We start from the raw sequence: 25,891 nt of genomic DNA, 5'->3' as shown, positions 1-25,891 counted from the left end.
AAAAAAGATATAATGGAATAGATAAGAACCAGGAAGGATGTAAAAATGAGCGAGAAGAAAAACTTACTGACTTATGAGGGACTGAAAAAGCTGGAGGACGAGCTCCAGGATCTGAAGGTAGTGCAGAGAAAAGAGATCGCACAGAAGATCAAAGAAGCAAGAGAGCAGGGCGACCTGTCTGAGAACGCCGAGTACGACGCAGCCAAGGACGAACAGCGTGACATCGAGGCCAGAATCGAGCAGATCGAGAAGATCCTGAAGAACGCAGAGGTCGTCGTAGAGGACGAGGTGGATTTGGACAAGATCAGCGTAGGCTGCGTAGTGAAGGTTCTGGATGTGGAATACGATGAGGAAGAAGAGTTCAAGCTGGTAGGCTCCTCCGAGGCAAACAGCCTGAACGGCAAGATCTCCAATGAGTCTCCGGTAGGAAAAGCCCTGATCGGCGCGCGTGTAGGCGACACCATCAAGGTCGAGACTCAGGCAGGAGAGATTGAATACAAGGTACTTGAGATCCAGAGATCCAAGTAAGTTATTGTTTACAGGCATTATCCCGCAAAGCGTGTTACTGGGAACGCAGTGAACAGTAACCCAAGTAATCGTTATACGAGAGGAGTAAAGGAATGGGAGAACAGAAGAATCAGAATGGACAGGAGCAGGATATCAATCAGCTCTTAAAGGTACGTCGTGAGAAGCTGGCAGATCTGCAGGAGCGCGGAAAGGATCCGTTCCAGATTACAAAATTTGACGTGACACATCACAGCCAGGAGGTCAAGGACGATTTTGACGCTCTGGAGGGCAAGACCGTAACCATCGCCGGACGTATGATGTCCAAGCGTGTCATGGGTAAGGCTTCCTTCTGCAACGTGCAGGATCTGAAGGGCAATATCCAGTGCTACGTGGCCAGAGACAACGTGGGCGAGGAAGAGTATAAGGATTTCAAAAAATATGATATCGGCGATATCATCGGCATCACCGGCGAAGTGTTCCGCACCAAGACCGGCGAGATCTCTATCCATGTGACCAATGTGACACTGCTCAGCAAGAGCCTTCAGATTCTTCCGGAGAAGTTCCATGGACTGACCAACACCGACGTACGTTATCGTCAGCGTTACACCGACCTGATCATGAACAGCGAAGTGAAGGATACCTTTATCAAACGTTCCAGAATTATCAGCAGCATCCGCCGTTATCTGGACGGACAGGGCTTCATGGAGGTGGAGACTCCGCTTCTGGTGGCCAATGCAGGCGGCGCGGCAGCGCGTCCCTTCATCACACATTCCAATGCGCTGGATGAGGATTTCAAGCTTCGTATTTCTCTGGAGCTGTACCTGAAGCGTCTGATCGTGGGCGGTCTGGAGCGTGTATATGAGATCGGCCGTGTATTCCGTAACGAGGGCTGCGACACCCGTCACAATCCGGAGTTCACTTTGATGGAGCTCTATCAGGCGTACACCGATTACCACGGCATGATGGATCTGACCGAGAACCTGTACCGTACCGTGGCTCAGGACGTGCTGGGAACCACAAAGATTGTATACAATGGCATTGAGATGGATCTGAGTAAGCCCTTTGAGCGTATCACCATGGTAGATGCTGTCAAGAAATATTCCGGTGTAGACTGGAACGAGATTCATACCCTGGAGGCGGCCCGCGCCGCAGCGAAGGAGCACAATGTAGAGTTCGAGGAGCGCCATAAGAAGGGTGATATCCTGAATCTGTTCTTCGAGGAATTCGTAGAGGAGCATCTGCTTCAGCCGACCTTCGTTATGGATCATCCGATTGAGATTTCTCCGCTGACCAAGAAGAAGCCGGAGAATCCGGAATACGTAGAGCGATTCGAGTTCTTCATGAACGGCTGGGAGATGGCCAACGCTTACTCCGAGCTGAACGACCCGATTGACCAGCGCGAGCGTTTCAAGGCTCAGGAGGAGCTGCTGGCGCAGGGCGACGACGAGGCGAACACCACTGACGAGGACTTCATGAACGCTCTGGAGATCGGTATGCCGCCCACAGGCGGAATCGGCTTCGGTATCGACCGTATGTGCATGCTGCTGACAGACTCCGCAGCTATCCGCGACGTACTGCTGTTCCCGACAATGAAGACCCTGGAACCAAAGCGGGCTGAAAACAAAGCCGAAAAAGCAGCGGTAAATGGTTCTGCAGAGGCTGCAACCGTGTCCGCGCCAAGCGTACAGATTGATCTTTCCAAGGTGAAAATCGAGCCTTTGTTTGCAGATGATGTAGACTTTGAGACATTCAGCAAGTCTGATTTCAGAGTGGTTAAGATCGAAGCCTGTGAGGCAGTGCCGAAGTCCAAGAAGCTCCTGAAATTCACACTGAATGACGGAACAGACCGGAAACGCACCATTTTAAGCGGTATTCACGAGTATTACGAGCCGGAAGAGCTGGTTGGTAAGACCTGTGTGGCAATCACAAACCTGCCGCCGAGAAAGATGATGGGTATTGATTCCGAGGGTATGCTGATTTCCGCAGTGTACGAGTATGACGGACGGGAAGGCTTAAATCTTTTGATGCTGGATGACAGTATTCCGGCAGGAGCAAAGCTGTACTAAAGAGGTCATTTACTACAAAAAATCGCGTTACTACAACTTTTCTACAACTTTTGCGCGAGACCCTACGAAACCGGATGAAGCAATATGAAAGGCGGATCTGCTTATAAAATGCAGATTCGCCTTTCTTTTTACATCAGCTTCATGTTCACACTAATGTTTTTTGCCTTCTCCTGCATATTCTCTTGTGTGATATGGGTGTAGATGTCCATTGTAGTAGAGAAATCGGCATGCCCCATGACTTGCTGAATGAATTTAACATCGTTGGTGCTTTCGCAGAGCCGGGTACAGAAGGTGTGCCGCAAGTTGTGAACACTAAAATGAGGGAGCAGATCCGGTTCACGGTCTTCCAGTTCAGCCTGATCCATTTCCTCCATGTTGTAAGTTACGCTGATTCTCTCAATCGCCCGATTGATATTGTGGGCGCTCATGAATGAGCCGGTTCGGTTGCGGAAAACAAAACCGTGAACTCCTCCTAACACCAGTTGATCGTCTGGATACAATGCGTCGATGGTTTCAATCTGGAGGCGAAGCTGCTCGGCCACCTCTGGATAGAGGATAGGGATAATTCGTGTACCGCTCTCAGTTTTGGGAGTGGTAATGTGAAATCCGGCTTTTCCGTCAATGACCCGGTAGATTAAGTTGTGGTTGACCGAGATTGTGTTTTCGCTCAAGTTAATATCGCTTTTGGTAATGCCGGTACATTCTGCTACACGCATTCCTGTTCCAAGGAGCACAGTCATGATGGGGAGCCAATGGCTGTATGTAGGGGACTTGGCAATAAAACGCAGGAAATTCTGCTGTTGCGTTTTAGTGAGTGCGATCCGCCGTTTAGGCTTTGGAGCGCTGCCGTCCGTCTTGAGCTTGCGGTAAATGCCCTTGCTGGGATTTTTGCGGATGTAATCGTCGTCCACGGCCATTTCAAGCGTAGGGTGAACAATGGTGTTGATGCTCTCCAGTGAGTTGATAGCAAAACCGTGTTTCAGCAGTTTGGTATAAAACGCGAGAATATCACTTCTGTGGATTTGTGGCAGAGGCATGTTAGCGAAAGGCTCTTCTTTCACATAGAAGTCCCACAGGTAAAGATAATTTGCTCTGGTGGAGGGCTTCAGTTTGATGTTGTTATTCATGTAGACCTTGAACATATCATTCAGGGTAAGCTTCATGGCTTCCTGAGTACGGATGCCATCATCCTTATCTTTGTTGATCTGCTTTTCTTTGACACGAAGACTTGCGAGATCGGAGTCGTAAAGATATTTCTTTTTAGTGCCTAATTTGTAGACATACATATAGCTGCCATCTGCCCGTTGTGTTTCTCCGGGCCGAAGATTTCGTCCTTTGTTGTCTTTTCTCACTTTTGCCATTACTGGTACCTCCTGATTATAAAAGTGTAGTGCGCCTTACTGGCATGGTTATTTAGCCGGAAATATCATAAAGATATTCTTTGATACGCTGGACACTCCATAGGACACGGGTGTTCATGGTAATGCGTGCATTGGCAAGATCCCCAATCTGTACCGCAGTGTGTCTTCCACAGCACAACAGTTTGCAAAGGGTATCGGTATCAACAGCCAAGCACTGCTCCGGCGGTAGGTCATTCGGTTTTCTTTTCTCCATAATCGTCCTCCTTTTTTCGATTACAATGATCCCTTACGATTTGTAGAAGAAGGTTTTCAACAAAAACAATGAAAACGGTCTTGAGGTCAGGAGGTATTGAAAAACAAAAGAACTCTAATGGGGCCATTTCCTACGCCAGAACGGTTCTGCCGTGTATTTCAGGCTGCTGCTGTGCAGCATTTCGATTATGGGCGCGCTTCTGTGGTCATCGCACACTGTCCAGAATTCCTGTATAACTCCCCATAGAGGTTATGAACTTGTCAAGGTACTAAAAGAGCGTAGGGATCATCCGGTATTACCAAATGATCCGATACATCCTATAAATAGGCTGGGAAGAAAGAACTTCTGCAAAGAGGAAAGAAAATTTAAAGAAAATCCAAAAATCAATATATAGAATGTTGGAATTGACAAACACTATATATTGTGTTAAAATTGCAATGTAATTGATTTTTGTGCGTTGCCCGTCAGGGTACACAGGCTTTAGGGCTTGTGTTGCGGAGTAATGACTGCATTGCACACGCTGTTAAGTTTGTACTTGTGTCAGTAGTATCACTGCGCCTTTTCAGGCCGGTATATTACTGGCTTTTTTATTTTACGGGATTTACCCACCATTGCGAGAATGACACCGGTTCATAGGCAACTATGGACACCAGGCTTTATGCCGTCTGTCATTCTCGCTTTTTTATTGCCTGTAAGCCTGAAAGGGCTTTAAGGATAAATCAAAACTGAGAAAGGCAGGTCATGTACATGAATGTGAAGCAGAAAAGAAAGCAGAATGGTCGGCGGGTCAAGTCGGCACACTCCACGGACTGGAAGATGAAGAGACAGGCAGTATCTTCGCTCCGGCTACGAAATGTTGCACCAATGACGAGGGCGGTTATTTTGCCCCGAAGATCACGAAGGGGGATTTGATATGTCTGGCAGCAATAGTGCTGAACGAAAGCGGTATGAACCGCTGGTGCTGGTAGAAACGGCAGATCTTTCAGAAGAAGACTGGCTGGATTACCGGCGCCGTGGAATCGGCGGCAGCGATGTATCGGCGATTTTTGGCACTTCTCCATTCCGGACAGCCAGGGATCTGTACTACGACAAACTGAACATAGCGTCAGTGGAAGATGATGAGGGCAACTGGGTTGCCATGGAAATGGGGCATTTGCTGGAGCCTCTGGTAGCAAAGATATTCGAGCGGAAAACTGGATATCGGGTCTACCAGATCAAAAAGATGTTCCAGCACCCACAGTATCCTTGGATGCTGGCTGATGTGGACTACTTTGTGGAACTGCCGGATGGCACCACAGCAATCCTTGAGATCAAGACCACAAACTATAATGCCAGAGATAACTGGTGGATGAATGGGAAGGAGACGGTTCCAGTCTACTATGAATCTCAGGGGCGTCATTATATGGCGGTAACGGATCTTGACCGATGTTTCTTTTGCTGCCTGTATGGTAACAACGAGGAAGAAGTTATTATCCGGGAGGTCAAACGTGATTTCGAGTACGAGGCTGAGATGGTCTTTTTGGAGCAGTATTTCTGGGAAAACCATGTGCAGCGCCATGTGCCGCCGCCCTATACAGAAAGTGGGGCCTTGATCATTGAGAGCGCACGCAAACACTTTGGTCCGGCAGATAAAAATGCTCCGGCCGTTGCACTCGACCTGGATATGACTGCAAAACTCATGCAGTATTTGCGTCTTCTGGATGAAAAGAAAAATGCAGAGGTGTACTCCAAAGAAATCGACAAGGATATTCAGCGTCTGAAGGCCCTGTTGATTGCGGAAATGGGTACCAGCTGTACTGCGATCTGTGAGCAGGAGGGCGTGAACTATACGGTTACCTATACCCCTGTTCGCAAGTCCATCATCGACAAGGATAACCTGCTTCGGTTGAAACTGGAGCATCCGGATATTTACGAGCAGTTTGTTACAGTATCCGAATCCAGACGGTTCAGCGTTAGAGCCTCAATTATGGAGGCCGCTTAGTGAGGTGAAAAAAGGATGAATTGTATTGGAACCTACGACGGGACGATTTTTTATAATCCTGCCAATAAGTTTTGTATCGTCAGTGTAAAGACCGCAGACCAGAGCGTGCCTGCCGAGGCCAGGTCAAACAGACGGTACAAAGACCATTTGATCCGCTTTACAGCTGTGGGGTATGAGATTCCACGGACAGATGCGGTAGAGCTGGAACTGGATGGTGAATGGACAAAGGGCAAGTATGGTGTCCAACTCCAGGTGGAGCAGTGGCGTGAAATTGTGCCCAGAACAAAAAACGGCGTAGAGGGCTATCTTGCCTCCGGGCTTATCAAAGGGATTGGTCCTAAAACTGCCGCAGACATTGTGGAGCGGTTCGGTGTGGCCACACTGGATATTCTGGAACACCAGCCGGAGCGGCTGTTGGAGATCCGGGGTATTACGGAAAATAAATTGGAGGACATCAGAGCCTCTTATGCAGAAAACCGTATGCTCCAAGGAATTATGACTTTGCTGGCGCCATTTAAGATTACTCCCAAGACAGCATTGAAAATATATCAATATTTCGGCCCAACCAGCGTAGAGATTTTGGAAAAGAGCCCATTTGAGCTTTGCCAGATCTCCGGCTTTGGATTTCGGCGGGTAGATGCAATCGTACAAAAGAGCGGGGGTGATCTCCATGACCCTATGCGTATCAAAGGGGCTGTCTTTTGTGCGTTAGATGAAGGCAAGAGTAAACGAGGCCATCTGTACATCAGTTCTGAAGAACTGGAGAAATCAGCGCTGAAGCTGCTCAATGAGAAGATACCTGTACCGGAGCTTCGCCTGCATCAGCAGGAAGTCAGGGATATGATGCAGGAAATGATCCTGAATGGAGCAATCGTTTCTGTGAAGGATAATATCTATCTTCCCAGAGTGTTTGCCCAAGAGGACGAAACGGCGCGCCGGATCGCCCAGCGTCTGGTCGCCCAGATGCCAGTAGAGCATATTGCGCCGGTGCTGGAACAGGTCAAGGTTGAAATGGGGCTGCGCCTGTCTGCACAGCAGGAGGCTGCGGTCTATGCAGCATTTAGGCATGGCTTGTCAGTGATTACGGGTTCTCCTGGTACTGGTAAAACAACAGTGCTGCGGACGATACTTGAGGTTTACCGGCGGCTGCACCCTGATGGCAAAATTGCTCTTATGGCGCCTACCGGTCGGGCAAGCCGCAGGATGTCGGAGAGCACCGGCTTTGAGGATGCCCGGACATTACACAGTGGTCTGGGACTGACCAGTGAAGAGGATGAGGGTAGCCGGAACAGAAAGTCAGAGCCACTGTCGGCCGATTTAATCATTGTGGATGAGTTTTCCATGGTGGATATGTGGCTTGCCGAGAAATTCTTTGAGCGCATGAAGGCAAATGCCAGAATCGTGCTGGTAGGCGACCCAGATCAGCTTCCCAGCGTAGGAGCCGGAAATGTTTTCCGTGAGATCATCGAGACCCAAATCGTCCCGGTAACGGTGCTGGATCAGATTTTCCGTCAGTCGAAGGACAGTCTGATTGCCTATAACGCCAAATTTATCAACGAGGGCAATACCAAACTGTTTTATGGACCGGATTTTGTTTTCGTGTCTGGTGATAGTCAGGAAGACACCGCTGAAAAGATTACAGAACGGTATTGTTTGGAGATACAGGAGAGTGGCATTGAGAATGTGCAGATTCTTTCACCTTTCCGTTCAGAAGGCGCCGCGTCGTCGGAACAGCTGAATGAAACCATTCGTGAATTGGTCAACCCATTCCGCTCTGCGGAGGAAGAAATCAAGTTTGGCCCCAGGATCTTCCGGGTCAATGACCGCATCATGCAGACCAAGAACACAGAAAAGGTCTCTAATGGAGATCTGGGCTTCATCCGGTATATTAAGGACACTGACCAGGGTAAAAAAATCGGCATGGATTTTGGCGCTGGCAGAACACTGGAATACGGCGTAGATGATTTGAGCAATGTGGATCTGGCGTATGCCACTACAATCCACAAGGCTATGGGCTCTGAGTATGAGACCGTCATTATGCCGCTGCTCAAAGCGCACACCATCATGATGTACCGTAATCTGCTCTACACCGGAATCACGCGTGCCAAAAAGCGGGTGGTGCTGATTGGGCAGAAACAGGTATTGTTTATGGCAATCCATCGTAATGAGATCGGCAAGCGAAATACGCTACTGGGTATGCGCATCCAGATGTATTTCAAAGCCTACGCAAAGAAAGCCGGCATCCCCATTCCGGCTGCGTTGGAAGAGCAATTAAAGAACGCAAGTTAAAAAAGAGAGGTCAGGTGCAGAAATGGCACTTGGCGTCTCCTATTTTTATGTCAGAAAGGAGTTTCCAACATGAATGAAAAAAGTAATCCGATGCCTATGATGTACAAAACAATTCCGGCAGTGGCAGAACTGAACAAGGTACCTGGCTTTGATCCGCTCAAATTTCTGCGCCATAAGGTGTCCAGAAAGACCAATGAGGAAATGCTGCAGTTGGAGTTGCCCTATCAGAAACTGTGGTTCCGTCTGCGCCACCCCCAGGGCCGCATGAAACTGACTACCCTGAGGATCACGGAACAGCTTGCGATTATGGAGGCCAGAGTTTATCTGGACCGCAGTGATGCAGAGCCTATCAGCAGTTACATCTCGCAGCACAGTGCGGAAGAAGGTACCGATTATGTGCAGGCTGCCCAGGATGAGGCATTGAGTGCTGCGCTGTCGGATGCCGGTTTCGGTTTGCAGTTTGCCGATGTTGCTGTTGACAGTACGGGCAAGGTGTTTGGAAGTAGTATTCCGCTTTCCGGGGCGGCTCCTATCCAGCAGCCAATGCCGGATGCGGCACAGAGGCCCGTAGAAGCCTCTGGAGCGGCGTTGCGGCAATCTGGCGGGGAAGTTCATGCCCGACTGGAAAGAGCGCCTCAGAGCGTCGTAGAGCGCCGTAATGCGCCTGCGCGTCCGACCTCTATCCAGAAACCTGCGGCAAAGCCGGTTCAGAATGAACAGCCCCCGGTTTCTCCGGTACAGCCCACTGTCCAGCAGATGGCTGCAGAAGAGAAGGAGAATATGGATACGCTGCCTGTCGGCAAGGTAGAGGAGAATGCTCCCAATATGGAGCTGCCGGTACCCAACCGTGAGGTTACATTGGATAGCAGTCCAAAACAGGATGATGTGTCTGAGCAGCCGGCCGCACCCGTATTCCAATCGGATGAACCGGAAGAACTGCCTGTGGCGCCTGTTGTTCAGCAGGAAGCACCTAATCAGCCCCTGGCGCCTTCTTATACGGAGAGCACTCCGGTAGAAGATATCTTGAAGGTAATGACCTTTGAAGAAGCGCAGAATGTGGTGGTGGATAGCGGTCTGAGCAAAGGAAAAACCATGGCAACAGTTGCCAAGGAGCGTCCGGTGAGTCTGAAATTCTATCTCACCCCTGGTAACAAGAGTACCAACAATATCGTTCGTGCTGCGGCGCAGATCATGCTCGATGGTATGGCCGCACAGAAAGCCGGATGATAAGCAGCCCCATCTATGGGGCCAAGAAGGGAGGGAGAACAGATGGACTCATATCCAGGAGATTTTCCGTTCGGTATTATGGATGTAGTGGAACTTCTACATCTGCGAATCAGACGCCGACAGGCAAACAGTGTATATGTGGATTGCCCGTTTTGTGGTGACCGCCGCGGCAAGATGAATGTGAATTTCGTCAAAAATGTCTGGCGGTGCAATTATTGTGATGAGCATGGCGGTATGCTTGCGCTTTATGCGCGGCTAAACAATACGACTACATCCGATGCGTATTGGGAGATAGGAGAAGCCCTGTGCAACGATTTTCACAGGGAACGGCCGAACTCTGGATATGAGATGGCAGGAAACCAGCAGGCTGGTACTGGGTCCCCGGTTTCGGGGACTCAGACCGACCTTGCCGGATATGAGAGGAGGGGCGAACTAAAAACAGTGCAGCAAGCAGAACGGGCCAGCGGACAGGAAATCCATCAAACGCTTTCGCTGCTGCTCGCTATGCTGCCTCTTCAGCCTGCCCACCGCAACCATCTGCACTCCCCAAAACGGGGACTGTCGGATGAACAGATTGATAGGATCGGGTTCAAGAGCACTCCACCCCCATTCCTTTGCCGCTCCATTACCGAGCGGCTGATGAAACAGGGATGCAAGGTGGAGGGAGTGCCCGGCTTTTATCTGGATGACAGCGGGCGCTGGACCATGAACTTCTACCGAAAAAACGCAGGGATTTTGATTCCGGCTGTGGGATACGACGGTATGATACACGGCCTGCAGATCCTTTTGGATATTCCGCTCAAGCAAAAAGATGATCCGCCGGATAAGGCAGGAGCCAAATACATCTGGTTTTCGTCCTCGTCCAAAAATATGGGTGTTACATCCGGGAGTCCGGTACATTTTATAGGAGATCCATCTGCCCGGGTGGTCTATGTCATTGAAGGACTGCTGAAAGCAGACATCTCACACTGCCTGACAAACCGGACTTTTGTGGCGATTGCCGGTGCAAACAACACCAGCCAGTTGGATACGCTGTTTGCACTGTTGGCACAGAATGGCACTGAGGAGATCATTGAGGCTCATGATATGGATAAGTACAGTAACCAAATGACCTCTAATGGGGCATCTAAGATCTATCTGATGGCCCGAAAAAATGGAATGGCATGTCGTCGGCTGACCTGGAATCCGAATTATAAAGGGTTTGATGATTGGCAGCTTGCCCTTCGGGAGAAAGAACAGAAGGAAAAGGAGGTGCAGAGAATGAATTTTAAGCAGCAATATCTGTGCGGTAAGTGTGATTTTACCTATATAGATGGCTGCGTCGAGCTTTGGCACACCAGAGCGGAGAAAGATTTGGACCTGACAGAGTATCTGGGGCTGACAAAGGAAGAGTATCAGATATTTCTTGCTCAAGGCAATCAGGCGCTGAAGGATATTCTGGACAGCCAGAGAGTTTTCCGGAGATTTTGCATTTACCAGCTTTGCCTGGGTGAGACACAGACGGTACCTTTCGCGTTCAAGCAACTGGATGCACTGCGTAAGGCTGGATATGAACAGCCGCCTGCCGCCGCCTATCAGACGGTATGGAGCGCAGAGGTCTGTTGCCCAAAGGGTCAGAATGACATGGAAGTGCTGGGGCGTCTGTTCCTGGACTACAATGAACATTTGCCGGAAGATTACAGAGGTCGTCCGTTGGCTCCATCTGATGTGGTGGAACTGGACTGCCAAGGCAAACGCACATACTTCTATGTGAATGACTGCCGGGATTTTGCACCGGTACGCTTCTCCCCATTCTTGTGTAAAAGACTTCCGGAGCCTGCTCAAAAACAGGAATGAAGGGATAGGGGTCAGATGCGTATTGCAGAAAAGAAGAAAAGTCAGATCGCAGCACTGTATGAGCAGTGTTCCGGCCTTCCGGCAGATGTCAGAAGTTGTCTGGAGAATGGCTACTTTACCGTAACGGTACCTCCGCCATGGAATATGAGCAATCAAAAGGTTGCGCAGGAGGTGCAGGACAAAATCAAGGAATGGTCAAGGCAGTATACTGGCGTGGTCTGCTACTGTTTTGACAGCTTCAGCACACTTTTATATGTGCTGTGAGCAACACACAATGGCATGGAAAGGATCATAACGGCCTGCTCCATGCCTTTTTTGCGAAAGGAGATTTTACAATGGGTGTTTTTTCAGAAATAGCAATGGAGCAGCAAAACGGTATGTTCGATTCGTCTGCAGCCTTTGAGGATGATGAAGCCTTTGAGCTGGAGGAGATGGAATCTTTGCCTGTGCCGCCTGTAGGTACAGACACTGTCCCAGTATCGGCGGCTTCGGTTTGTGCCGGTGAGACTGCTTTGGCTGATGCAGAGGAGGAACCTACGGATGAAGTAGCGCCTGCTGGGGAAGAGAAGTCTGCTGAGGAGGGGAATTCGGCACAACCGCCCGCCGCAGAAGATGAAGAAAAAAAGCGTGCGGAGCATGAGGCGGCTGAAGCCCAGCGCAAAGCGGAATTTGACGCCAAACAGCAGGCGAAGAAAGCCGCAGAGCAGGAGCAGATCGCCCGTCTGGAAGCGATGAGTGATGAAGAAGTAATCGCGGCCTCTACCCAGCGGGTAAGTACTGATGTGGAAAAACTGACGCGGCGCAATATGAAGGAGTGTGTGTCCGAGCATATTCAGATGCTCTGTATGGAAGATACGGCGTTTGCCCGTCTGACAATGCATCCGAAAAAGAACATGATTCGCTGTTTCCAGTACATCAACCGGAAAGCCTGGGATTATGTACAGGATGAACTAAAAGCAAGCGGAACCCGCCCTGGTCCCGGACAGCAGGCGTATGGCTGCGATGTGCCGGATGATCTGTGCTATCAGTGGGCGGAAGATTATTTCCGTGACCCTGATGCCAAGGAAGACCATGAGGATGAGGAAAAGTTTGTTCCCAAGCCGTATGCTGGGAAGTCCTCTGCAAAGAACAAACCCAAGAAGGCGGCAGAGAAGAAAAAGACGGAACCCAAGTCGGCACCCAAGCAGGAGGAAAAAAAGCCTTCTCAGGATGGGCAGATGTCGCTGCTGGATTTTGGTATGGCAAAGGCAGGCTGAACCGGCAAAGGAGGAAAAATGCAGAATGATTGCTTATAAGGGCTTTCGCCCCGGGCTGATATGCCGTGGCTATCAGTTTGTGATGGGGCTCAATACGACTGAAAAAGCAAATTGCAGGGAAAATGGATTTCACTGCGCGGAGGACCCGCTTGACTGCCTTAGTTATTATTCCAGCCTGGAGCATTCGGAATATTATATCGTCAACGCCGGCGGCGACATCGATGAAGATGAGCATGACTCCAAAATCGCCTGTACGGAGCTGACTGTGATTAAGCGGCTAACCAAAGAGGAGTTGTTTTTACATGGTTTGGCATACATGGTAGATCATCCGCGCAGGGTGTGGAGCTCCCATGTGGCAGCCAACCGGGCAATGGCGAACTGCGGTTATGCGGTGGTACGGGGCAAAGACCCCGTTGCTACCGGAAGACTGGGAGACATCCTTGCTTTTGCGAAGGAAGCTCCGGATTCGGAAAGTATCGTACAGGTTGCAGTGGGCCGGATTGACGGCGTTACATTACTGCCTGATGTGTGGTATGGCGTAGATTTGACAAAGAGGATGGTGAATTGAGATGAAAAAAAGAGCCCTGATGGCACTTCCCAATCTGACAGCGACGGATGAAATGAAGAAAATCGCGACTTCAGACCTGCCAAGAAAGGAAAAAACTGACTACGGATATGTTCGGGAAGTCTGTGAGTATTATACCTATCTGAGATGTATCAAACAGGATGGAATATTGAAGGTGGCTTTCTTTTTCCCAGAGCATCTTCGCTTGGATGGGAGTAATCCGGCCTATGAAGTGTATCTGGATAAAGAAAAGCGGCAGTTTATTACCTATAACAGCCTGATACAGAAATGGTGCGAATCCAAGTTGGACAGACTGGACTGGAAGCGGCAATACTGGTATACCAAAGCCTACTGGATCAGCGAGGAAGATGAGACATCTATACAGACATATCTGAACATTGATAAAAAAGCGGTAGAGGCCATCCTGCAGTTTCAGCGGGATGTGCGCGATGAACAGCTCGAACAGCGGCACCGGCGGGAAACTGATCCATGGGATAAAGATATGGAACAGGTGCCGGAACTTCCGAAGGACTGGAGTCGATGGGTGGATAAGGTTGCCATCCGGCAAAATTACATTTACTACCACTACAAAAAGGGCGGCGCCAAAACAGGTTATTGTACCTACTGCGAAAAGGAAGTACCGATCAAGGTACATCCACATCACAATCAAAAAGGCCGCTGTAGTTGTTGCCGCCATTCGGTGGTATTCAAAGCCTATGGACGAGCGGGGTATATGCAGACAGAAAAACATTTTGCCTACCTGATCCAGCGATGCAAAGTTGGCTTTGTAGTTCGTGAATTTCAGGCTGACCGGACATACAGAAAAGAAAGCCTTCCAAACTCCAGACTTTATTGCCAGGAAATCCGGCGCACGATTTATGACAAGGAAAGGAAGCCAAGAACCTACTATTGGGGGTTGTATAAGCAGCGCAATATGCGTTGGATTTCCGGATCCCCCTGTTCTTACAACTGGTCTGGTTCGCATAATGGACGGGTCTATGGCAAAACGCTGCCAACTCTGGAACAGAAGGAACTTCGATGCACAGGGCTGGTCAACTGGATTCGGAAGCAGAAAAGCGTTGATCCGGAAAAATATCTGGCTGTGCTCGAACGGATACCGCAAATGGAACAGATCAGCAAGGCGAGCCTGCCGAAGCTTACCAGAGAATGTTTCAGTTCCTGCGGAACGGTCAGTGAACTTATCAAAAACCGTAGTACAGGGAGCCTGATCAAAGCCTTGGGACTTGACAGCAGAAGGTTTCAGCGCCTTCGGCTCCATAATGGAGGCTGTGATCTGCTGCGGTGGCTGCAATATGAAAAGGGCACCGGCAGGGAAATCCCGGATAATGTCCTTTTGTGGATGTATCAGCAGGATATTAAGCCCAGGGATGTCCAGTTCATTGCCGACCGCATGAGCATGGTGCAGGTCTATAACTATGTGCGGCGTCAGATGCCATCTTTCCGGCGAAACAGCCATGAGGTACTGCGTACATGGGAGGATTATCTTTCCATGGCAAAGAAACTGCACATGGATGTTTATGATGAGATCGTATATCGCACCAGAAAGCTGCGGCGGCGCCATGATGATCTGGTGCTCAAATGCCAGGAGAAGGATATTGAACTGCAGGCCGAGGAGATGGAGGAGAAATTCCCCCATGTTAATGCCATCTGTCAGGAAATCAAAACGAAATATGAGTACGCCGATGCGGATTATATGGTAGTGGTGCCAAGCGGTATTCTGGATATTATTACCGAGGGGCGTGCGCTCCATCACTGTGTAGGAAGCAGCGACCGCTACTGGGATCGGATTGAGCGGCGAGAAAGCTTTGTGATGTTTCTGCGTAAAACGGATGATCCTTTCCATGCCTATTACACGCTGGAAGTGGAGCCGGATGGAACAGTGCGGCAGAAACGGACGGAATATGACCGGCAGAAGAAGGACATTGAGCAGGCAACAGAGTTCCTGCAGAAGTGGCAGCGGGTGGTTACCGCCAGGCTGACAGAAAGCGACAAGGCGCTGGCTGCAGAGAGCCGTGTCCTTCGTGAGAAGGAGTTTATCCAGTTGAAGAAGGATCGGGTCATCATCCATACCGGCCATTTGGCAGGAAAACTTTTGGTGGATGTGCTGATGGCAGATCTGATGGAGAACACGGATAGCATCCAGTCTCCGGCGCTGGCTGCTGCAGCGTGACAAATGAGAATGGCCGGGCATCCTTTGGGTGTCCGGCTATTGATGAACAAGGAAGGAGCAGAGCATGAAACAAATTGGAAATCTGGCAGTGGTTTGCGCCAGGCGACAGGATGTGCTGCTGCAGGTTGGCAGTGAAAAGGTATGTGTCCATGTGGGAGCCGGACCAGAGCGGAATACGCTTCACGCAGCGTGGGACGATGATGACGCCATTCAGCGTATTGTCCATGAATTGAATTTTGGCAGGTATGCAGCCGGCAGAAATGGGCTGCATACCGCACAGCAGGATTGCCCTGTGGGGCGGGGAAAGGAGAAAAGCGCATGATCAAAAACCTGAATCAGCTGCGCAGGACACTTCGGGAAGGGACGCAGTTGGAGATATTGGATCACTGCCGACCGGAATGTATTGGACAGATACGGAACATTACGCTGGTAAACACGCAGGGCTTTTATAGTACCGTAGCGAATCAGCCAGATGCGTCTGCCAACAGAGGGAACGGCGGCCGCGGCCCAATCCTTTGGTGGGGCAGAGCCGCCCACTGGCAGTTTACAGACGGTGTTTGCAGTGTTTTCGACAGTGAACAGAAGCATACGGAAGAAGAACTGGTTATGTCCTTCCGGGTACTTGAAAAGGAGGCAGCATAATGGAACGGAATATTTTTGAAAAGCAGAGAGAATTGAATGACCGGCTCAACCGTTATCGGGATGAGTATTATAACCGCAATGCGCCCAGTGTGTCAGATGAGGTCTATGACAGACTCTTTGACGAGTTGAAAGAGCTGGAACAGGAAACGGGAATCCAAATGGCAAATTCGCCAACCCAGACAGTAGGCTATCCTGCGGTAAGCAGACTGGAGAAAACCAGACATGAGATCCCGCTGTTGTCTTTGGATAAGACTAAGAGCAGTATGGTTCTTCTGAATTTCATGGGTGAGCAGCAGGTGATGCTGATGCTCAAACTGGATGGCCTGACTGTAAAGCTGACCTATGAGAATGGAGAACTTCTGGAGGCGGCTACCCGTGGCGATGGTGACGAAGGGGAGATCATTACCCATAACACCCGAGCCATCAGCGGTATTCCTTCCCACATTACCTACAAAGAGAGACTGGTTGTGACGGGTGAGGGCTTTATCAGACCCAGTGATTTTGAGGAACTGAAGACCAGCCTGCAGGACAGCAGCGGTAAGCCCTATAAAAACGGCCGCAATCTGGCTGCTGGTTCCATCCGTCTGATGGATGCCAAGACATGCCAGGAGCGTCGGCTGGTTTTCATGCCGTTTGGTGTGCTGGAGGGCTTTCCGCACCTGACCCGGAAATCAGATAAGCTGCGGGAATTGCGTGCGCTGGGGTTCCAGCCCTGCAAGTATCTGGTCACAAAGCAGAAACTGACATTGGAAAATGTGGAAGCCGGTATTTATCAGCTGAGGCAATATGCCACTGACAAAGATATCCCCATTGACGGTATCGTGGTTTCGTTTAACGACATCGCCTATGCCCAGAGCTGCGGCCACACCGGACATCACTATAAGGACGGTCTGGCCTATAAATTTGAAGATGACCTGCATGAGAGCCTGCTGCAGTACATTGAATGGACACCGGGCAGAACTGGAGAGATTGCTCCGGTAGCTGTGTTTACACCGGTGGAAATCGATGGCTGCGAGGTCAGCCGGGCCAGTCTGCACAACTTGTCCTTTATTGAGGATCTGGAACTGATGGCTGGAAACCGGATTCTGGTAAGCAAGCGAAATATGATCATCCCTCATGTGGAGGAAAATTTGGACAGAGGCGGTTTCTCTATGGCGGATACGATTCCCCATGTTTGCCCCTGCTGCGGACAGCCTACCCGCATCCATGAATCAAGCGGAAAGGGCGAAAAGAGCGAGGATCGCATCATCAAGACGCTGTACTGCGATAATCCTGACTGTGAAACACGCCGGCTGAAGAAGTTCGTTCATTTTGTCAGCCAGAAGGCGATGGACATTGAAGGGCTGTCGGAGGCTACACTGGAAAAATTCATTGGTCAGGGATTTATCCATAGTTATCTGGACATTTACCGTCTGGACCGCTACCGGGCTGAAATCGTCCGCATGGATGGGTTTGGTGAAAAGTCCTGGCAGCGCCTTTGGGACGCTATCCAGCAGAGCCGGAATACCACCTTTGAACGGTATCTGATTTCTATGGACATCCCTATGATCGGCAACACTGCCAGCAAGGTATTGGGTCGTGTGTTCCACTATGATTTGGATGAGTTTCGGGATGCGGTCTATGGAGGCTATGATTTTCGGCAGCTTCCGGATTTCGGGGAGACATTGCATAACAATATCCACGACTGGTTCTGTGTAGAAGATAATTTCTGTATTTGGGAGGAGTTACAGACTATGATGAATATTCAAAAGCCTGCTGTGGCAGAACACAGCGAAGACAGGGTGCAGGATAATCCCTTTGTAGGAAAGACTATCGTAGTTACCGGCAAGGTGGAACCCTACACCCGGGACGGAATCAATGACCTGATCGAATCACTGGGCGCCCATGCCGGCAGCTCGGTGTCCAAGAAGACGGATTATCTGGTCTGCGGCGAAAATGCCGGCAGCAAGTTATCCAAGGCCAGGGATTTGGGCGTTACAGTGCTGTCGCCTGCGGAGTTTTTCAGTATGGCTGGTGCTGAGTAAGATAATATAGCATACCATCGGTGTGCTGTCAGTTAATCAATGGGGAGAGAGCCGAAACAGGGCTCTCTCCCCATATCTTTTATGGAAGATTTCAAGTAGGAGGGATTTTAATGCATATCGACAGGATACCGGTTTACCGGGTATATCAGAGGGCTATTGATTTGGAGCTTTACCATTCCTTTGCCGAATTGGTAGTACAGACTTCTCAGGACGATACGGCGAGAAGGACTTACCGACAAACAAGGGCGATGCAGATATGGCAGGTGGAAACGGATGTGTCCGGCTATTTTGAACCATACCATTTGCGTTACCCTGGCGAGGTGTTGGAGCGGTTTGAGGAAAAACTGGGCGATGATGTCCAGGTGTTCCGCGCTCTGGCCCTGGCGCTGGGAAATACCTGTGCGATCCAGTCTGACAATATGTTTGTGGGTAACCAGCGTGGAGCATTCCTCCAGAAATTGCGACGGTCTGCCGGAGAAGATGTGTACCTGCAGGGCGCTCTGTATCTTTTGGAAACAGATGCGGCACAGCGCCATGCCCTGTTGGAGAAACTGGCAGAAAGAGAGTATATGAGAACGGAAGAAGCCCTGTTTGTACTGTCGCTATTTGATGATACGGAACGCGGCTATGAGGCGATGCATACCCAGCTGAGCCGCCTGTTTACACAAAATCGAACACTTTCTCTGGTATATGATTTTGGTGTGCTGGAATGGTTCATCCGGTTCTATGCAGAGCAGGCAAAGAAATACCGCGGGAAAGCCGACCTGGTGCTGCGCACGCTGATGAAACTGCCGTATATGAATGTGAAGCCCGACAGCCGCGAATTTTCGGTTTTGACTAAAGCAGGGTATCGCTGCGATGAAATCATTTTGGCAAACTCTCTCGCTGTATGGGCGGACAGGCTGCCGGATCGGTTGAGTTCCAAGAGCATCACTGCCGAGAAAATCGCAGCGGCGTGTGGGCGGATGCTTCTGAATGCTCCAAAGGATCTTTCGGAAGAATTTTATGAGTATCTTGGCTGGCTGTTTCGGTTCTATGACAGCTTTACGGTCAAGTACGAAGGATTTCAGGGACTCTGGGAAGCGGTTCAATATGGTTTGAACCCCACAGCGCCGAAAACACTGTTATGGATGAATCAAACGATACAGAAAGATTTTCCGTACCGATTTGATGTGTTTGATCCTCAGTACGATGATCTCGCGAAGGAACTGGAGCGGGATAACTATATGGAGTTGTTTACCTTGCAAATGCTGCATTCCAGGCAGGCGATCCCTTTGAAACAGTGGCTTTCCAGATACCAAGAACTAACCGGAGCCGATTATGGAGAATATTTCAGAAGTTGCCATAAGAACAGTGGGCGGGCGTTTGCCTTTCTGGTGGAAAGGAAAGAAATCGATTTATGGGAGTTTTTTGAGCAGCACAGGGATGGTGGCGAATACGCGCCACAACTGAAACTGCTGCGGGAGTATGCCCTAAGAATTTCGAGCTGGAGATGTTTCCGGTTTGTAGAGAGGTTGCTGGCTGAGTATACTTTTCCCCATCTTCAAACGATTTTTGGTGAGCGGTTTTACTTTCACGAATGCTTTGTCAGAAGTGAGGGGTATTACAGCAGAAGAGAATATAAAACATACATCAGCCGGCCATTCCTAACTGCAGAGCAGCAGCGACAGCTTTATGACTGGGTGGAGCTTTCATTTTTCCAAACTGAGCCGGAAAAATATGAGGACTTCGTTTTAAGTGCCTTAAAAGCACCGGAGATCCAACGCCTTTATGATAAAAAAGCGCTGGCAGCGGTGTTGCGGCAGTTTTTTCTCCACAGCGAGTATAACGGCTATGAAATCAACCGGCTGAAGGAAACATTCTATTCCAAGGAAGAGTTGGAGGATGAGCGCAGAGTCGAAGCTGAGAGAAAGGAGCAGGAAAAACGACTGGAGCAGGAAAAACGAACCATACAGAAACGGGAAAAGCTGCAGCAGCTTTATAACGGCAGCGCCGAATCTCTGGTTAAATTCATTGGGGGATATTATCATCAGGACGAGAAGAACGAGGTGCTGAATATGGCGTTTGACAAGCTGGTGGAATGGCCTGTCGGTTGTGTACGGACGATGGAAGCCAAAGGCGCACATGCCTTTTTTGAACTGTGTGGTGAACTGGTAAAGTCTGAACCCCGGCCAAGGCATGAGATTTTGAATATGGTACTGACACTGATCGGAGGTGAAGCAGCATGAGAAATACATTAAAACATCTGACCCTATTGACCAGAATGAAAGATGACGGATTGCTCCCGGCGCTTACAGGCAGCTTTTCAGAGGATGCCATAGCGCAGGCATGTGGACAGGTGGAGACACTTCAATTACAGGAACGGCTGCACATCCGAAAGACAAAGCGGATACAGGAAGAACTGGTTCGGGTGCCGAACTTTGCAGCACTCTATGGTGCGTTGTGCAGGCAGGAGATTGGTGATGAAGAAATTGCTTCGGTCTTAGAGTCGGCAGACGGGTATGGAGAGAGACTGACAGCGTATCCCCAAGAGCAGGTGCTGGCAGTCATGGAATTGGAACTGTTGCCTTCCCTGCGGTTTGAATACCTGAAATACTATTTTCCCTTTGTGATGTATGAAGAAGAGGAGCAGGTCATATTGGATAACCTGCAGACTTTTCCCATTGCGGAGTGGAAGGGACTTTCCATGCTGACGGAGCACCAGCGGGATATGATGCGGCAGCCGTTTCTTGGTTCGTATCTGTTTTGCTGGCATCAAAATGAGCGGAAAGCTCTGGAACTGTTGGAACAGAATCGTCCGCTCCAGAGAGTCTGCATCTTGCTTTATCGGCAAGGTGTGCGGCTGTTTCTGTCAGTAGAGCGCCTGAAAGATCTCCGGTGGATGAAAATGACCGATGTGGGAAAATTCCGCCGGCTGTTGGCTGTATTTGAATATGATGCAGAGGATTTGTCTGCTTTTTTTGACCTCTGGCTGGACAACCATGCCGGACAATACGACCTCAACTGGTTTATCTCCCAGCCACATCCTTTAAGCAAGGAACGAAGGAAAGAAATTTTATGCAACCAACTGAGTTATTTGAATGCTCTGTATGCCGGCAGGCTCCATTTGGATTTTAATGCAATCCGACAATTCCAGTTTTCAATTCTCATTTATGCAGTGGAGCATAGAAAAAAGCATTTTCTGGATTTGGTGGATCAGAACAGTGAAGTGTTCCTGTCCTTGGGGAGATACTCACTTTTGTTTGAGCCAGGCTTTTGTGAGCATTGCAACATCAATTCTCTGACGCTGAAGAATTTGAAAGCCAGCGATTCTGTGAACCGCAATGACAGCTTTTTTACGCTTCTGGAAGAAGGGCAGCAGTACACCTTCGAGGAAATGTATCAGCTCTGGCATCAGAAAGAGGTTTACGTTCGGCTATACACCATGCTGACACCTCTTCCTGTGGATCAGCGTTTGCTGACACTTCGGCAGCTGATAAAGCGGGAGCTGGTCAGCCAGTATACAGGAGATACAGAGCTGGAGCAGCTTGGAAAATGTCTGTTGGAAAGGCCATTTAGCGAATGGTACCGGAGTTCATTTGGACATATCCGTGGACTGACCCGGAGGACTGCCATGGAACTGTTACAACACTATACGAAGCTGCAGACATTCATACCGGCTTTCACTGCGGAGCCGGATGCGGTATTTGCCCTCAACAATATGACGGCTCTTTTGGAAAGGACGGATTGGAAGCAGGTACGCAAAGATATTCTGACAACAGATGCAGACTGGCTGGAACTAAAAGACAAGCTGGTCTTCTCGGATGATTTTGTGGAGCAGAACAGGGAGACTGTCACGGAGTTTTTACTGCGGGGTGACGCGGCTATGGTACGCGCTCTCTATGGGGAACTGGACGGGCAGGAGTTGGCTGTTGAAGCGCTGCGACGGATCGTACAGGCTGAATTGATGGGCCAGTTCTATAAACTCAAATATTTTGCCGGTGACCTGCAGCGTGAGATCCGCTACCCTGTCAGCGAGATGCAGGAGAGCCTCTGGAAGAAAAATCTTTCTTTGGCCCGAGGTGCATTTCTGGCAGAAGAGGTGGATGATTTTTACCACACTCTGCGGCTTGGGGAGCTTCCTCATGGTACCTGCCTGTCTTACCGTACTGGAAGCCAGAGAGAGTGCCTGTTAGCCGCCTTTGACTCTAACAAGAAGATTATTCTTGTGAAAAAGGATGAAACAGTGGTGGCTCGCGCCTGCCTCCGTCTGACAAAAGGTGCATTTCAAAAACCACCTGCCATCGATTTTTCTTTTGCTGATTTGTCGCAGGAGAACACGGCTACCGGAAAGTCTGCCGCAGGTGAGAAGGCTGTGTTATTCCTGGAGAGTGTTTATACTTCCAGACTCAATGATATTGAAAAAGAGGAAGTAATGAAACTGGCAGTTTCCCTGACAACACAGAAAGCGGCAGAGTTGGGTGTTGTGGCGGTACTTGCAAGAAAGTATCTTGGTTGCTATGAACGGGATGAGTATGTGCTTGCACCGTTCTATGTGTACATCTCAAAATCCAAAAACGGATGGCAGTATCTGGACTCTCTGGGCGGAGCGGCATATACCTCAGCAAAAGAGGAGTATGTAGAGCATCCATTCCTGGTCACACAGACTGCCATGCATCATACAGGGGCAAATAACAGAAACGAGGTGGATTATGAATAATAGGACAATGGCAACGGTTTATGTGGATCGGGATAGTATTTCCCTCAAGACCCGCTCCAGAAATGGCTGTTCGCCGCAGCAATTTATTATTTTGAAAAAGGAACTGCAGCGGCTGGAGGAGAAGAAGTATTTGATCGCCAAAGATATTCATTCCTATGCAGAACTGCGGCTGTGTGATGCCGTAGACGGTGTCAAAGTGCTGGAGTTTTCCTTCACATGGCTGAAGGATGCTGGCAGAGACAGCGTTTCCGGCTATACCGAACGGATCAGGCTGCCCTATGAGCCGTTTCGCGCATATGCGGCAGGTGAGGAAGAAACCGTTGATGGAACACGGTGGCGGCTGCTGTCCATTCCGGAACAGAACCGGCCAAAGCTAGAGTTTCACAGCCGGAAAAATCTCAAGGCCGTAGTGGAAAATCCTATCCTTCGGCACAAACTGGGGAAGTTTCTGGACCAGCACTTTAACTGGTACAACTATGAGCGCATCGTCCTGACGGATGATTACCTGCCTTACAGCTTCTTTTTTGAGGGCTACATGGTACAGGGCGCAAAGACTTGCGGTGGAGTAATCCTGCATGGCGAAGAGAACATCCAAACGGCGAAATACGGGATACATACATAAAAATCTATAGGAAGATTTTATACATAGTCAACACCGCCGCAATCGTATAGTTTGCGGCGGTGTTCTTGTTGTCCAACATGACATTGAAATTCATATTTTTATTCTTGTGCTGAAAAGTAGGCTATCCTATAATTAAAAAGAAAAATATCGGATTGGGACATTTCTGCAACATTTGATGTTTAGAATATCAGTATGATCGGAAAATTGGGAAAGGAAGTGAAGGCTTTGAAGAAGATTTTAATTGTAGAGGACGATCAGCTTTTGAATCGGACCCTGGCATATAATCTGACCTCTGACGGATATGAGGTCATTTCGGTTTTTAATTTTGACAGCGCGGTAAGAAAGCTGCGGGAAAATGAATTTGATGTGGCACTGTTGGATATTAACCTGCCCGATGGCAGCGGACTGGATTTGTGTGAAGAAATCCGGAATCGCGGTCAGCATACCTATATCATCTTTATCACAGCCAATGATAAGGAGAGCGATATGCTCAAGGGCTATGAAGTCGGCGGCGCAGATTATGTGACCAAGCCCTTTTCTGTGACGGTGCTTTGCAAAAAAGTAGCGGCGGTTTTTGCAAATCTGGAACTGCGGACACCCCGGCATGATCTGTTTGATGATGGCTTTCTGAAAATTGACTTCTCCGAACAAAGTGCGTCCCTTGCCGGAGAATCCCTGGACTTTACACCGAAGGAATACCGCACCCTGTTCCTGTTCGTAAAGAACCCCCGGATTATTCTGACCAAGCGGCAGATTTTAGAGAAGCTGTGGGACATTGATGGGGATTTTGTGGATGAGCATACTCTGACGACGATCATCAGCCGTATCCGTAAAAAAATCGAAACAGACGAGCGGAAATATATTAAGACAGCTTACGGCATGGGCTATCAGTGGATCGGCGGTGAGCCTCGATGAAGCTGCAAAATTTATCTGTCAGGGCATTTTTGAGAAAAATTGTGGCGGGGACTCTGCTCACTGCCGCTTTGCTGCTGTTGATTTTTTTCCTATTGACGAAAGATGTGCGTGTTGTCATCTGCGGCATTATTTTGACAGCTGCATTTTACATTTGGGGCATGGTTTTTCTGCACTATTTTCAAAAGAAACTTTCTCTGTTCACCGATGGTTTGTGCCAGACATTGGATCACATGATGGACAGTACAGACTGGCCCCAGGTAGACTATGAAGCGGAAACACTGCTGTCTCGGATTAGCCATCGTCTGGAACGGCTCTATAATGTGATGCAGAAAACCAGACATACGGCAGAGGGAGAAAAGGAAGAACTGCAATCCCTGGTATCAGATATTTCCCACCAGACCAAAACCCCCATCGCAAATTTGAAGCTGATCAACGATACGATGCTGACAAGGCCATTGACAGAAGAAAAGCGTAAGGAGTTTTTGCAGGCCACAGGCACACAGCTGGATAAACTGGATTTTCTCATTCAGGGAATGGTGAAAACCTCCCGCCTGGAAACGGGTGTCATTACGCTGGAGAAACAGGATGCTGTGATCGGGGATACGCTGGTGAGCGCCATCAATGGTGTTCTGGCTCCGATGGAACAAAAAGAGATCAGCCTGTCGGTGGACTGCCCATCTGATCTGACAATATCCCATGACAGCCGCTGGACTTCCGAAGCATTGTTTAACATTCTGGATAATGCGGTAAAGTACACCTCTGCCGGTGGCAGCATCCAGGTGAGGGTACGGGATTGGGAAATGTATTTGAGGATAGATGTGACAGATACAGGCAGAGGCATCCCGGAGCATTCTCAGGGCACGATCTTCAAACGCTTCTATCGGGATGAAGCGGTGCATGATATAGATGGGGTCGGAATCGGCTTATACCTTGCCCGTGAGATCATTACCATGCAGGGGGGCTATATTACCGTTGAGTCTAAAGTTGGGGAAGGATCAACTTTTTCCGTGTTCCTGCCCATAAAATAATTCTGAGGCAGTCTGTTTTGGCAGGCTGCCTTTTTTTTGAAAAATTTTTAGAGGGCAATGGATTTTAGGACAATTCTGCAACATTTGGGATTTATGCTGACAGCAACATTATGAAATTGGAGGTGGCCTTATGGAAATCACAAAGACATTACTCATCAATGCAGCTTGCTTGCTGATCCCGCCGGTCGTTGTTGTTCTGCTGCTCCGGCACTTCTTTCCAAGAGAAATCAGATGGTCGGCTGGTGTGGTGGCTCTGGTAGATCTGGTGGTCTTCTGGACAGATATTTCTTATTATGAGAGCGTTTGGCTGACGCTATTTTTTGTTGTAATTCAGTTAGCAATGGTTTTGCTTATATCTATCCGGCTTTATAAAAAAGACACACGAAAATGAATTGTCCTAAAATTGAAGCAATTCACCCTTAAACTGTT

General features: G+C 49.2%; 21 protein-coding genes. 19 read left to right on the top strand and 2 right to left on the bottom strand.

Going from position 1 to position 25,891, the window contains the following annotated elements; all coding sequences use genetic code 11:
- The first annotated feature begins 45 nt into the window (after positions 1-45).
- Together greA and lysS are read left to right on the top strand one after the other, a co-directional pair.
- Positions 46-528 (top strand): transcription elongation factor GreA, encoded by a 483-nt coding sequence (gene greA, locus OCV63_RS05330; protein ID WP_158362491.1) that lies wholly within the window; start codon positions 46-48, stop codon positions 526-528.
- A 92-nt stretch (positions 529-620) separates the two neighbouring features.
- The gene (gene lysS, locus OCV63_RS05325; protein WP_158362489.1) at positions 621-2,573 is read left to right on the top strand and encodes a lysine--tRNA ligase; all 1,953 of its coding nucleotides are present in this window, start codon (positions 621-623) and stop codon (positions 2,571-2,573) included.
- Between the two features lie 128 nt (positions 2,574-2,701).
- Here lysS and OCV63_RS05320 read toward each other — a convergent pair whose 3' ends face one another.
- Positions 2,702-3,934: a site-specific integrase gene (locus OCV63_RS05320; RefSeq protein WP_006874387.1), complete on the bottom strand. Its 1,233-nt coding sequence runs from the start codon at positions 3,932-3,934 to the stop codon at positions 2,702-2,704.
- Positions 3,935-3,986: 52 nt separating this feature from the next.
- On the bottom strand, positions 3,987-4,187 hold the full coding sequence (locus OCV63_RS05315; RefSeq protein ID WP_003501914.1) for a hypothetical protein: 201 nt from the start codon (positions 4,185-4,187) through the stop codon (positions 3,987-3,989).
- A gap of 913 nt (positions 4,188-5,100) precedes the next feature.
- On the opposite strand from OCV63_RS05315, the gene OCV63_RS05310 reads away from it, so the two are divergent.
- The 17 genes from OCV63_RS05310 (at position 5,101) to OCV63_RS05230 (ending at position 25,853) form a co-directional block, all read left to right on the top strand.
- Entirely contained in the window at positions 5,101-6,168 is a 1,068-nt protein-coding gene (locus tag OCV63_RS05310; RefSeq protein ID WP_003501916.1) for a YqaJ viral recombinase family nuclease, read from the top strand.
- Positions 6,169-6,183: 15 nt separating this feature from the next.
- Positions 6,184-8,457 carry an SF1B family DNA helicase RecD2 gene (gene recD2 / locus OCV63_RS05305; protein ID WP_003501918.1) on the top strand — a complete coding sequence of 758 codons (2,274 nt, stop codon included), beginning with the start codon at positions 6,184-6,186 and terminating at the stop codon, positions 8,455-8,457.
- 69 nt (positions 8,458-8,526) lie between these two features.
- Positions 8,527-9,684 (top strand): hypothetical protein, encoded by a 1,158-nt coding sequence (locus OCV63_RS05300; RefSeq protein WP_003501919.1) that lies wholly within the window; start codon positions 8,527-8,529, stop codon positions 9,682-9,684.
- A gap of 42 nt (positions 9,685-9,726) precedes the next feature.
- The gene (locus OCV63_RS05295) at positions 9,727-11,520 is read left to right on the top strand and encodes a YodL domain-containing protein (protein WP_003501921.1); all 1,794 of its coding nucleotides are present in this window, start codon (positions 9,727-9,729) and stop codon (positions 11,518-11,520) included.
- A 15-nt stretch (positions 11,521-11,535) separates the two neighbouring features.
- Positions 11,536-11,784, top strand: a complete 249-nt coding sequence (locus OCV63_RS05290) for a hypothetical protein (protein ID WP_003501922.1) — start codon at positions 11,536-11,538, stop codon at positions 11,782-11,784.
- A 71-nt stretch (positions 11,785-11,855) separates the two neighbouring features.
- Entirely contained in the window at positions 11,856-12,776 is a 921-nt protein-coding gene (locus OCV63_RS05285; protein ID WP_118555887.1) for a PcfK-like family protein, read from the top strand.
- Between the two features lie 25 nt (positions 12,777-12,801).
- Positions 12,802-13,344, top strand: a complete 543-nt coding sequence (locus OCV63_RS05280) for a DUF7666 domain-containing protein (RefSeq protein WP_003501924.1) — start codon at positions 12,802-12,804, stop codon at positions 13,342-13,344.
- A 1-nt stretch (position 13,345) separates the two neighbouring features.
- Entirely contained in the window at positions 13,346-15,532 is a 2,187-nt protein-coding gene (locus OCV63_RS05275) for a PcfJ domain-containing protein (RefSeq protein ID WP_118730669.1), read from the top strand.
- Positions 15,533-15,596: 64 nt separating this feature from the next.
- Positions 15,597-15,854, top strand: a complete 258-nt coding sequence (locus tag OCV63_RS05270) for a hypothetical protein (protein ID WP_118501954.1) — start codon at positions 15,597-15,599, stop codon at positions 15,852-15,854.
- Positions 15,851-16,174 carry a hypothetical protein gene (locus OCV63_RS05265; protein WP_118501955.1) on the top strand — a complete coding sequence of 108 codons (324 nt, stop codon included), beginning with the start codon at positions 15,851-15,853 and terminating at the stop codon, positions 16,172-16,174. The genes OCV63_RS05270 and OCV63_RS05265 overlap by 4 nt, the downstream gene beginning before the upstream one ends.
- On the top strand, positions 16,174-18,198 hold the full coding sequence (ligA, locus tag OCV63_RS05260; RefSeq protein ID WP_118501956.1) for an NAD-dependent DNA ligase LigA: 2,025 nt from the start codon (positions 16,174-16,176) through the stop codon (positions 18,196-18,198). The genes OCV63_RS05265 and ligA overlap by 1 nt, the downstream gene beginning before the upstream one ends.
- A gap of 110 nt (positions 18,199-18,308) precedes the next feature.
- Positions 18,309-20,426 carry a hypothetical protein gene (locus OCV63_RS05255; protein ID WP_118730671.1) on the top strand — a complete coding sequence of 706 codons (2,118 nt, stop codon included), beginning with the start codon at positions 18,309-18,311 and terminating at the stop codon, positions 20,424-20,426.
- On the top strand, positions 20,423-22,897 hold the full coding sequence (locus OCV63_RS05250; RefSeq protein ID WP_118730672.1) for a hypothetical protein: 2,475 nt from the start codon (positions 20,423-20,425) through the stop codon (positions 22,895-22,897). Before OCV63_RS05255 ends, OCV63_RS05250 begins: the two co-directional genes overlap by 4 nt.
- Positions 22,890-23,519 carry a hypothetical protein gene (locus OCV63_RS05245; RefSeq protein ID WP_118501961.1) on the top strand — a complete coding sequence of 210 codons (630 nt, stop codon included), beginning with the start codon at positions 22,890-22,892 and terminating at the stop codon, positions 23,517-23,519. The genes OCV63_RS05250 and OCV63_RS05245 overlap by 8 nt, the downstream gene beginning before the upstream one ends.
- A gap of 225 nt (positions 23,520-23,744) precedes the next feature.
- Positions 23,745-24,434 carry a response regulator transcription factor gene (locus OCV63_RS05240; RefSeq protein ID WP_039959333.1) on the top strand — a complete coding sequence of 230 codons (690 nt, stop codon included), beginning with the start codon at positions 23,745-23,747 and terminating at the stop codon, positions 24,432-24,434.
- On the top strand, positions 24,431-25,462 hold the full coding sequence (locus OCV63_RS05235; protein WP_118555897.1) for a sensor histidine kinase: 1,032 nt from the start codon (positions 24,431-24,433) through the stop codon (positions 25,460-25,462). Before OCV63_RS05240 ends, OCV63_RS05235 begins: the two co-directional genes overlap by 4 nt.
- 130 nt (positions 25,463-25,592) lie before the next feature.
- A complete protein-coding gene (locus OCV63_RS05230; protein WP_118555899.1) occupies positions 25,593-25,853 on the top strand; it encodes a hypothetical protein in 261 nt (86 codons plus the stop codon).
- Positions 25,854-25,891: the final 38 nt, after the last annotated feature.

Source organism: Laedolimicola ammoniilytica (assembly GCF_025567165.1).
Classification (GTDB): domain Bacteria; phylum Bacillota; class Clostridia; order Lachnospirales; family Lachnospiraceae; genus Laedolimicola; species Laedolimicola ammoniilytica.
The sequence above is the reverse complement of the archived record's forward strand: the minus strand, read 5'-3'. Positions and strand labels throughout refer to the sequence as shown.